Here is a 7,815-nt window from a genome sequence, read left to right on the forward strand (position 1 = left end):
GGTGCGTCTCAGCCGGCGGCCAGCCGGACGCCGAGCGCCACGAAGGCGACCGCGCAGAGCCGGTCCACGCGCCGCGACCAGCGGCTGTCGCCCCACCGGCTGGCGAACCGCCCCGCGCCCACGCCGAGCACCAGGTCCACGGCGAGCTGCACCGCGACGAACAGCACGCCGAGCAGCACCAGCTGCGCCGCCACCGGGCCCGACTCGGGCCGCACGAACTGCGGCAGGAACGCCACACTGAACAGGATCATCTTCGGGTTGAGCAGGTTCGTCAGCAGCCCGCGGCGGAACGCCCGCCCGGCGCCGCCGTCCGGCCGGTCCGCACGCGCGCCGGGCCGGCCCGTGCCGCGCAGCGCCCGCAGCCCCAGCACGATCAGGTACGCCGCACCGGCCCACCGGATCGCGGTGAACAGCACCGGGGACGCGGCGATGACGGTGGCGAGCCCGGCGACCACGGCGGCGACGTGCACCGCCTCCCCGGCGGCGACCCCGAGCGCGGCCACCGCGCCCGCCCGCGGGCCGTACCGGGTGGCGTTCGCGAGCACGAACATCATGTCCGGTCCCGGTGTGAGCATGAGCACCACGATGGCGGCCAGGTAACCGGCGAGCGTGGCCGCGGAGAGCCCGAGCACCGCTCAGCCCTCCCCGGCGCCGTCGAGCAGCGCCCGGCGCAGCGCCAGCCGGTGCTCGCGCCGGATCTGCGCCTCCCGGTAGCGCCGCCGGTCGCCCTCGGTCTCGGTGCGCAGCGGCGGCACCGGCCGGGGCTGCCCCTCGTCGTCCACCGCCACCATCACCAGATGCGCGGTGGCCACGTCCACCGGCGGCACCGCGCGGTCCCACCGGTCCGCGCTGACCTTGACCGCCACCTCCATCGAGCTGCGGCCGGCCCAGGTGATCCGGGCGTCCACGTGCACCACGTCCCCGACGCGTACCGCCCGCAGGAACGCGGTCTCGTCGATGGCGGCGGTGACGGCCGGGCCGTCGGAGTGGCGGGCGGCGACCACCCCGGCGACCGAGTCGATCAGGTTGAGGATGCGCCCGCCGTGGACCGTGCCCATCAGGTTGGTGTGGTGCTGGTCCATGATCTGCGACAAAGTCAGGTGCGAGGCCGACGGTGGTCGGCCGGTGAGCGTGATGGCGTCGGGCACTGTGCGGTTCCGTCCTCGCAGAAGCGGACCGCCGACCGGCTTGGGTGTGCACGTCGAGGGCACGCCGACGGCCCTGCGCACGGCGTGTCACCCGCCCGACCCACCCGCGAGGTCGACGGCGGCGCGCACCGGTGGTACGCGCGACGCGGGCAGGTCTTCGGACTCGCGGGCCGGACACGAGGTCGCCTACCGGCCGTCGCTTCCCAGGCCGTGGCCCAGTGCTGTTGACGGCTGTCGTTCCCGCTCACCGCTGCGGGGCAGTCCCGGATTCCCACCGGGTTCCCTCTTACGACACCCGGCCGTCGCCGCCCGGGTGAACCAGCGCTCCCCGCAGCGTAGCCCAGCACCGGGCGGGCACTGCCGTCAGGCCGGAGCCGGTCCCGTTCCCGTCGCGGCCAGCGGCGCCGCGCCGAACGACACCGCGAACCGCTTGCACCAGATCGACACGCTGCGCAACCCGTCCAGGTCCACCGACGCCGGGATGTCGTACGCCTGGTCGCCGATGTTGCCCTTGAGCCGGCCCAGTTCGACCCAGCGACCGTCGTCGAACACCTGCCAGCCGGCACGCCCGGGCAGCACCTCCCGGTCGGTGAGCCACACCCGCAGGTCGGGGCCGTCCGAGGTGTCCAGTCCCCGCAGGAGCAGCTGGCGGCGAGGCGGACCAGCTGCGCCCGGCCGGACGTGTCGTGCTCGTGGGTGACGAAGTCACCGGCGGCGAGGAGCACGTCGGCGGGCGCCCCGCCGGTCGCCGACGGGCCGGTCGTACCGGAGGGCGACGGGCCGGTCGTAGGCGACGGGCCGGTCGTACCGGCCGGCTGCGGCTCCGCCACCGACGGCAGCGTCTCGCGTACCTCACGGTCGGTCACCAGCCGCCACGGCTGGAACAGGTACAGACCCACCGCGAGACCGGTGACGACCACGGCGGCGAGCCCCGACAACACCACACGTCTTCTGCCCATGCTCCGACAGTAGGCGCGTACCCGGCGGAAAGATCTTTCCGACCGCTTACGGGTCGACCGCGGGCCGCCGCACCGGGACGCCGGTGGGTAGCGTCTGACCCATGGGGCGCTACGTGCTCGTCGTCGACGACGACCGGACGGTGAGCGACGTCGTCCGGCGGTACCTGGAACAGGACGGCTGCCGGGTCCGGCTGTCCTTCGACGGGCCCGAGGCGCTCGCCGCGGCCGAGGAGGAGCCACCCGACCTGGTGGTCCTCGACCTGATGATGCCGGGTCTCGACGGCATCGAGGTGTGCCGCCGGCTGCGTCGCCGCCTGCCCGGCCTGCCCGTGGTCATGCTCACCGCGCTCGGGGACGAGGCCGACCGGGTCGCCGGGCTGGAGGTCGGCGCGGACGACTACGTGACCAAGCCGTTCTCCCCGCGCGAGCTGGTGCTGCGTATCCGGTCGGTGCTGCGGCGCGCGGCCCCGCAGGACCGGGGACCGGCCGGGGTGCTGTGCGACGGCGACCTCACCGCGGACACCGGCCGGCGCGTCGCCGAGCGCGGCGGGCGTCCGCTGTCGTTGACCGTGCGGGAGTTCGATCTGCTCGCGTTCCTGCTGGCGAACCCGGGACGCGCCTGGTCGCGGGCCGAGCTGCTGGACCGCGTGTGGGGCTGGCGCTTCGGCGACCAGTCCACCGTCACCGTCCACGTCCGGCGTCTGCGGGAGAAGATCGAGGACCACCCGGCGCAGCCGCGCCGCATCGTCACCGTGTGGGGCGTCGGCTACCGGTACGAGCCGTCGGAGGCGTCCCGGTGAACGAACTGATGGTCATCGGGCTCTACGCCCTCCTCGCCGGTGCGGCCGTCGGCGCGCTCGCTGTGGGCGCGCTGCGGCTGGTGCGCCACCGGTCGATCCTCGCGCACATCGCGGTGCTGCTGGCGGTCACGATCGCCTCGGTGACGGCGGGCGTCACGGCCGTCGCCCAGGCCATGTTCCTGTCCGCGCACGACCTCCAGGTCGTCCTCGTGACGGTGGCGGCGTCCGCGGCGGTCAGCCTCGCCGTCGGGGTGGCGTTCGCGCGCCGGCTGGCGCAGGCGGCGGTCTGGGCCGACCAGGCCCGGCAGCGGGAACGGCAGCTGGAGGCCGGCCGCCGCGAGCTGGTCGCGTGGGTCTCGCACGACCTGCGTACGCCGCTGGCCGGGCTGCGGGCGATGGCGGAGGCGCTGGAGGACCGGGTGGTCGACGAGCCGGCGGCGGTGGCCGAGTACCACCGCCGGATCCGGGTCGAGACGGACCGGATGACGCGGCTGGTCGACGACCTGTTCGAGCTGTCCCGGATCACCGCCGGAGCGCTGCGGCCCGCGCTGTCCCCGGTCCCGCTCGGCGACGTGGTCTCCGACGCGATCGCCGCCACCGCGCCGCTGGCCGCCGACCGGCGGGTGCGTGTCGTCGCCCCGGAGACCGGCTGGCCGACCGTCCGTGCCGCCGAGGCCGAACTCGCCCGCGTCGTGACGAACCTGCTGGTCAACTCGGTGCGGTACACGCCGCCGGACGGCACGGTGCGCATCGACGCCGGCCGGGACGACGACGACGCGTGGCTGGCCGTCTCCGACACCTGCGGCGGCATCCCGGAGGCGGACCTGCCCCGGGTGTTCGACGTGGCGTTCCGGGGCACCCGGGCCCGTACCCCCGCACCGGCCGGTGCCGACGAGGCGGCGCCGGCCGGCGGCGGGCTGGGCCTGGCGATCGTGCGCGGACTGGTCGAGGCGCACGGCGGGCGGGTTGACGCGCACAACGTCACCGGCGGGTGCCGGTTCGTCGTCCGCCTGCCGGCGGTCTGACCGGGCCCTGCCGGTCAGCCGGCGTCCGGAGGGCCGGTCTCCACCAGGCGTCCCTGCGCCAGGCGCAGCCAGCGACCGACCTCGATCGCGGCGAGGAACCGCTCGTCGTGGCTGACCACCAACAGCGCGCCCCGGTAGGCGTTGAGCGCGTTCTCCAGCTGAGCGACGCTGACCAGGTCGAGGTTGTTCGTCGGCTCGTCGAGCAGCAGGAGCTGCGGCGCCGGTTCGGCGCCGAGGACGCAGGCGAGCGTGGCGCGCAGCCGCTCACCACCGGAGAGCACCCCGGCCGGCAGGTGCGCTCGCGGGCCGCGGAACAGGAAGCGGGCGAGCAGGTTCATCCGCTGCGCATCCGGGGCCTGCGGCGCGAACGCGGCCAGGTTCTCGGCCACGGTACGGCCCAGGTCCAGCAGGTCCAGCCGCTGCGACAGGTACGCGATCCGGCCGTCGGCGCGGGTGATCCGGCCGCTCTCGGGCTCCAGGTCGCCGTCGATCAGGCGCAGCAGCGTGGACTTGCCCGCACCGTTGTCGCCGAGCAGGGCGATCCGCTCCGGGCCGCGGATCGTCAGGTCGATCCCGTCGTCGGCGAACACCTGCCGTTCGCCACGCCGGACCCGGACCCGTTCGGCGGCCAGGAGCGTGCGTCCGGCCGGGACCGTGGTGGCGGGCAGTTCCACCGCGATCGTCTTCTCGTTGCGCAGCGCCCGCTCGGCCTCGTCGAGCCGTGCCCGGGCGCCGTCGACCCGTCCCGAGTGCATCTCGTTCGCCCGTCCGGCGGACTCCTGGGCGTTGCGCTTCATGGTCCCGGCGACGATCTTCGGCAGGCCGGCGCTGTCCAGGTTGCGGGCGGCGTTACCGGCCCGCCGGGCCGCTCGCTCGCGGGCCTCCTGCAACTCCCGCTTCTCCCGCTTGAGGTCCTGCTCGGCGCTGCGGACGTTCTTCTCCGCCACCTCCTGCGCGGCCCGCACCGCCGCCTCGTACGCGCTGAAGTTGCCGCCGTGGAACCGCATCTCGCCCCGGTCCAGTTCGGCGATGCGGTCCATCCGGTCCAGCAGCGTCCGGTCGTGGCTGACCAGCAGCAGGCAGCCGCGCCACTGCTCCAGCACGTCGTAGAGCCGGTGCCGGGCGCCGAGGTCGAGGTTGTTGGTGGGCTCGTCCAGCAGCAGCACGTCGGGCTGCTTGAGCAGTTGCGCCGCCAGGCCGAGGGCGACCACCTGGCCGCCGCTGAGCGTACCCAGGCGCCGGTCGAAGGCGAGGTCGCCGAGGCCGAGCCGGTCGAGCTGGGCGCGGGTGCGCTCCTCGACGTCCCAGTCGTTGCCGATGGTGGTGAAGTGCTTCTCGTCGGCGTCGCCGGCCTCGATGGCGTGCAGCGCCGCGATCAGCGGGGCGATCTCCAGGACCTCGGCCACTGTCAGGTCGGCGGCCAGCGGCAGGCTCTGCGGGAGGTAGCCCAGCACGCCGTCGACGGTGACCGACCCGGCGGACGGGCGGTACTCGCCGGCGATCAGCTTGAGCAGCGTGCTCTTGCCGGCGCCGTTCGGCGCGACCAGTCCGGTCCGGCCGCCGCCGAGGGTGAAGGAGAGGCCCTGGAACACCGGGGTGTCGTCCGGCCAGAAGAAGGTCAGGTTCGAGCAGACGATGAACGAGTCGGACATCGGGAAGACGACCTCGAAGGTGAGGGCGGGCGGACCACAGCCGCCCGGCGGGGGACACGGTCTCGGGTACGACGACACGACCACGGCGCTCGCCTGCGGTCGGTCACATGTCCGGTCTCACCCGGAGATGTCGTCGTCACCCGCCATGTCTGGTCTCCCGGTGCGGTCTTCGCGCTCGGACGGCCACGTCCGGCTCGCCCGGGGTCCACCGTAGCACCGGCCGGTGCCGGCGTGGGCGTGCCGGAGCGGTCCGTGCGGCCACCCCGTGGCCGACGCGCGCCCTATGCTCCTGGCCATGTCCCAGGTGAGTGCGGGTCGCTGGTTCGGGCCGGCCGGGTCCTCGACCGGCGACGCCCAGGTGTTCGTCTTCCCGTATGCCGGTGGTGTCGCCGCCTCCTTCGCGCAGTGGCAGGAACTGGCCGCGCCGGAGCTGTCGGTGCAGGTCGCGTTGATGCCGGGCCGGGGCGCCCGGTTGCACGAGGCGCCGGTGGACGACCTCCCGGAGCTGGTGGACGCGCTGGCGACAGCCGTCATCGAGCGGGCGTCCGGGCCGTTCCTGCTGGCCGGCCACAGCCTGGGGGCGCTCGTGGCGTTCGAGGTGACCCGGGAGCTGCGCCGCCGGGGTGCGCCCGCGCCGCTGGCGTTGCTGGTCGGCGGCGCGGAGGCGCCGCAGACCCGGCTGGTACGGCGGCGCGTGCACGACCTCGACGACGCCGGTCTGGTCGAGGCGTTGCGGGACTTCGGGGCCACGCCGGTCGCGTTGCTGGCCGACCGCGACCTGATGGAGCTGGTCCTGCCCGCTGTACGCGCCGACTTCGCGCTGTCCGAGCGGTACGTCTACCGGCCCGAGCCGCCGCTTGTGGTGCCGGTGCACGTGCTGCTCGGCGACCGGGACGAACACGTGGACCCGGACCGGGCCGCGGGGTGGGCGCGGGAATGTGTCACCGCGCCGTTGCGGCACGTGTTTCCCGGCGGGCATTTCTTCCTTTCCGACCATCTGCCGGAAATCATCGACCTAATGCGACACATCGTCGCCAGTCACACCGCTGTGGCGGATTAGGCGACAAAGAGCGGGTAAGGACTCGTACCCGTACCGGACCTTCCACAATGTCCGGTATTCGACCTGGTGAACCGGCCAGAAGCGGTGTTAAAGTCTGCCATCCGTTCGCCGAAGGGACGTCGCTGACGAGGCGGCATACTGTCGCGTGCGCCGAGGTGTTCATGAGCCGGCCGTACCTTCCGTCCCTGGCCCTGCGCGACTACCTGCACACCGTGGCGACCCTTCACCCGCAACTGCGCGAACTGCTCGACTTCGGGCGACCGGGCGCTGACGAGGCGCTGGCGGAACTGGCCGGCACGGTCAGCGAGTTCGACACCGACACCACCGGCCGGGGCGATTCCTACCGCCGGGCCCAGCGGGACACGCTCGTCCGCTGGGCCGGCATGCGGCGGCTGCTGGACCTGGCCACCCCGGACGCCGCCGCCCCGGTGACGCTCATCCTCGACGTGCTCGGCGGTGACGGCACAGTGGCCCGAGCCGCGAGCAGCCAGTCCGCCTGCTTCGAGTCCAAACTCGCGTTCATCACCGGCGACCTGTCCGGCCACATGGTCGACAAGGCGCTCGCGCACGGCCTGCCCGCCGTCCGCCAGGCCGCGCACTTCCTGTTCCTGCGCGACGCCGGCGTGGACGCGGTGCTGCTCGCGTACGGCACGCACCACATCCCGGCGGACCGGCGGCCGCAGGCGGTGGCGGAGGCGGCCCGGGTGGTCCGCCCCGGCGGCCGGATCGTGCTGCACGACTTCGACGAGTCCAGCCCGATGGCCGGGTTCTTCGGCGAGGTGGTGCACCCGCACGCCGCCGGCGGCCACGACTACCGGCACTTCAGCCGCGCCGAGCTGACCGGCCTGTTCGACGCGGCCGGGCTGCCGGTACGCGTCGTCGACCTGTACGACCCGCTGATCGTGCGCGGCGGCAGCGCCGAGTCCGCCTACTCGGGCATGCGCGACTACGTCGGCGACATGTACGGGGTGCGGGACTTCCTCGCCACGCTCACCGACGGCGAGGTGTGGGCGCTGCTGACCCGCCACTTCGACCACACCGGCTACCTGGCCGCGCTCGGCCGCGACGACGTGCCGGCCCGTCCGCTGGTCTACCGGGCCGACGGGCAGTTCGTGGCCGAGGTGCCCCGGATGGCGATCGTCGCGGTCGCGACGAGGACGCGGTGAGCGTG

General features: G+C 74.1%; 7 protein-coding genes, 1 pseudogene and 1 riboswitch. Of the genes and pseudogenes, 4 read left to right on the forward strand and 4 right to left on the reverse strand.

All coding sequences use genetic code 11. The features are described from left to right. Positions 1–8: 8 nt before the first annotated feature. From C569_RS0116320 to C569_RS30435, 3 genes and pseudogenes are all read right to left on the reverse strand, one after another. The gene (locus C569_RS0116320; protein WP_018786844.1) at positions 9–632 is read right to left on the reverse strand and encodes a LysE family translocator; all 624 of its coding nucleotides are present in this window, start codon (positions 630–632) and stop codon (positions 9–11) included. A gap of 3 nt (positions 633–635) precedes the next feature. Next, the gene (locus C569_RS0116325) at positions 636–1,148 is read right to left on the reverse strand and encodes an acyl-CoA thioesterase (protein ID WP_018786845.1); all 513 of its coding nucleotides are present in this window, start codon (positions 1,146–1,148) and stop codon (positions 636–638) included. Positions 1,149–1,278: 130 nt separating this feature from the next. After that, a riboswitch (cobalamin riboswitch) is annotated at positions 1,279–1,476 on the reverse strand. 35 nt (positions 1,477–1,511) lie between these two features. After that, positions 1,512–2,107, reverse strand: a pseudogene (locus C569_RS30435) (DM13 domain-containing protein). A 101-nt stretch (positions 2,108–2,208) separates the two neighbouring features. Here C569_RS30435 and C569_RS0116335 point away from each other — a divergent pair. Both C569_RS0116335 and C569_RS0116340 read left to right on the forward strand, forming a co-directional pair. Next, positions 2,209–2,907 (forward strand): response regulator transcription factor, encoded by a 699-nt coding sequence (locus C569_RS0116335; protein ID WP_018786848.1) that lies wholly within the window; start codon positions 2,209–2,211, stop codon positions 2,905–2,907. 8 nt (positions 2,908–2,915) lie between these two features. Then, the gene (locus tag C569_RS0116340) at positions 2,916–3,932 is read left to right on the forward strand and encodes a sensor histidine kinase KdpD (protein ID WP_231394815.1); all 1,017 of its coding nucleotides are present in this window, start codon (positions 2,916–2,918) and stop codon (positions 3,930–3,932) included. A 14-nt stretch (positions 3,933–3,946) separates the two neighbouring features. Here the strand turns inward: C569_RS0116340 and C569_RS0116345 are convergent, their stop codons facing one another. After that, a complete protein-coding gene (locus C569_RS0116345; protein WP_018786850.1) occupies positions 3,947–5,584 on the reverse strand; it encodes an ABC-F family ATP-binding cassette domain-containing protein in 1,638 nt (545 codons plus the stop codon). A 295-nt stretch (positions 5,585–5,879) separates the two neighbouring features. Between C569_RS0116345 and C569_RS0116350 the strand changes: the two genes are divergently transcribed. Then, the gene (locus C569_RS0116350; RefSeq protein ID WP_231394813.1) at positions 5,880–6,644 is read left to right on the forward strand and encodes a thioesterase II family protein; all 765 of its coding nucleotides are present in this window, start codon (positions 5,880–5,882) and stop codon (positions 6,642–6,644) included. A gap of 161 nt (positions 6,645–6,805) precedes the next feature. Next, complete coding sequence (locus C569_RS0116355; protein WP_026268234.1) at positions 6,806–7,810, forward strand: class I SAM-dependent methyltransferase; 1,005 nt, start codon at positions 6,806–6,808, stop codon at positions 7,808–7,810. Positions 7,811–7,815 lie beyond the last annotated feature (5 nt).

Source organism: Micromonospora sp. CNB394, assembly GCF_000374985.1.
GTDB lineage: Bacteria > Actinomycetota > Actinomycetes > Mycobacteriales > Micromonosporaceae > Micromonospora > Micromonospora marina.

Excerpts from the sequence above, each read along its gene's own strand:
- C569_RS0116345 (WP_018786850.1), bottom strand. The coding sequence starts at position 5,584 with ATGTCCGACTCGTTCATCGTCTGCTCGAACCTGACCTTCTTCTGGCCG.
- C569_RS0116340 (WP_231394815.1), top strand. The coding sequence starts at position 2,916 with ATGGTCATCGGGCTCTACGCCCTCCTCGCCGGTGCGGCCGTCGGCGCG.
- C569_RS0116335 (WP_018786848.1), top strand. The coding sequence starts at position 2,209 with ATGGGGCGCTACGTGCTCGTCGTCGACGACGACCGGACGGTGAGCGAC.
- C569_RS0116350 (WP_231394813.1), top strand. The coding sequence starts at position 5,880 with ATGTCCCAGGTGAGTGCGGGTCGCTGGTTCGGGCCGGCCGGGTCCTCG.
- C569_RS0116355 (WP_026268234.1), top strand. The coding sequence starts at position 6,806 with ATGAGCCGGCCGTACCTTCCGTCCCTGGCCCTGCGCGACTACCTGCAC.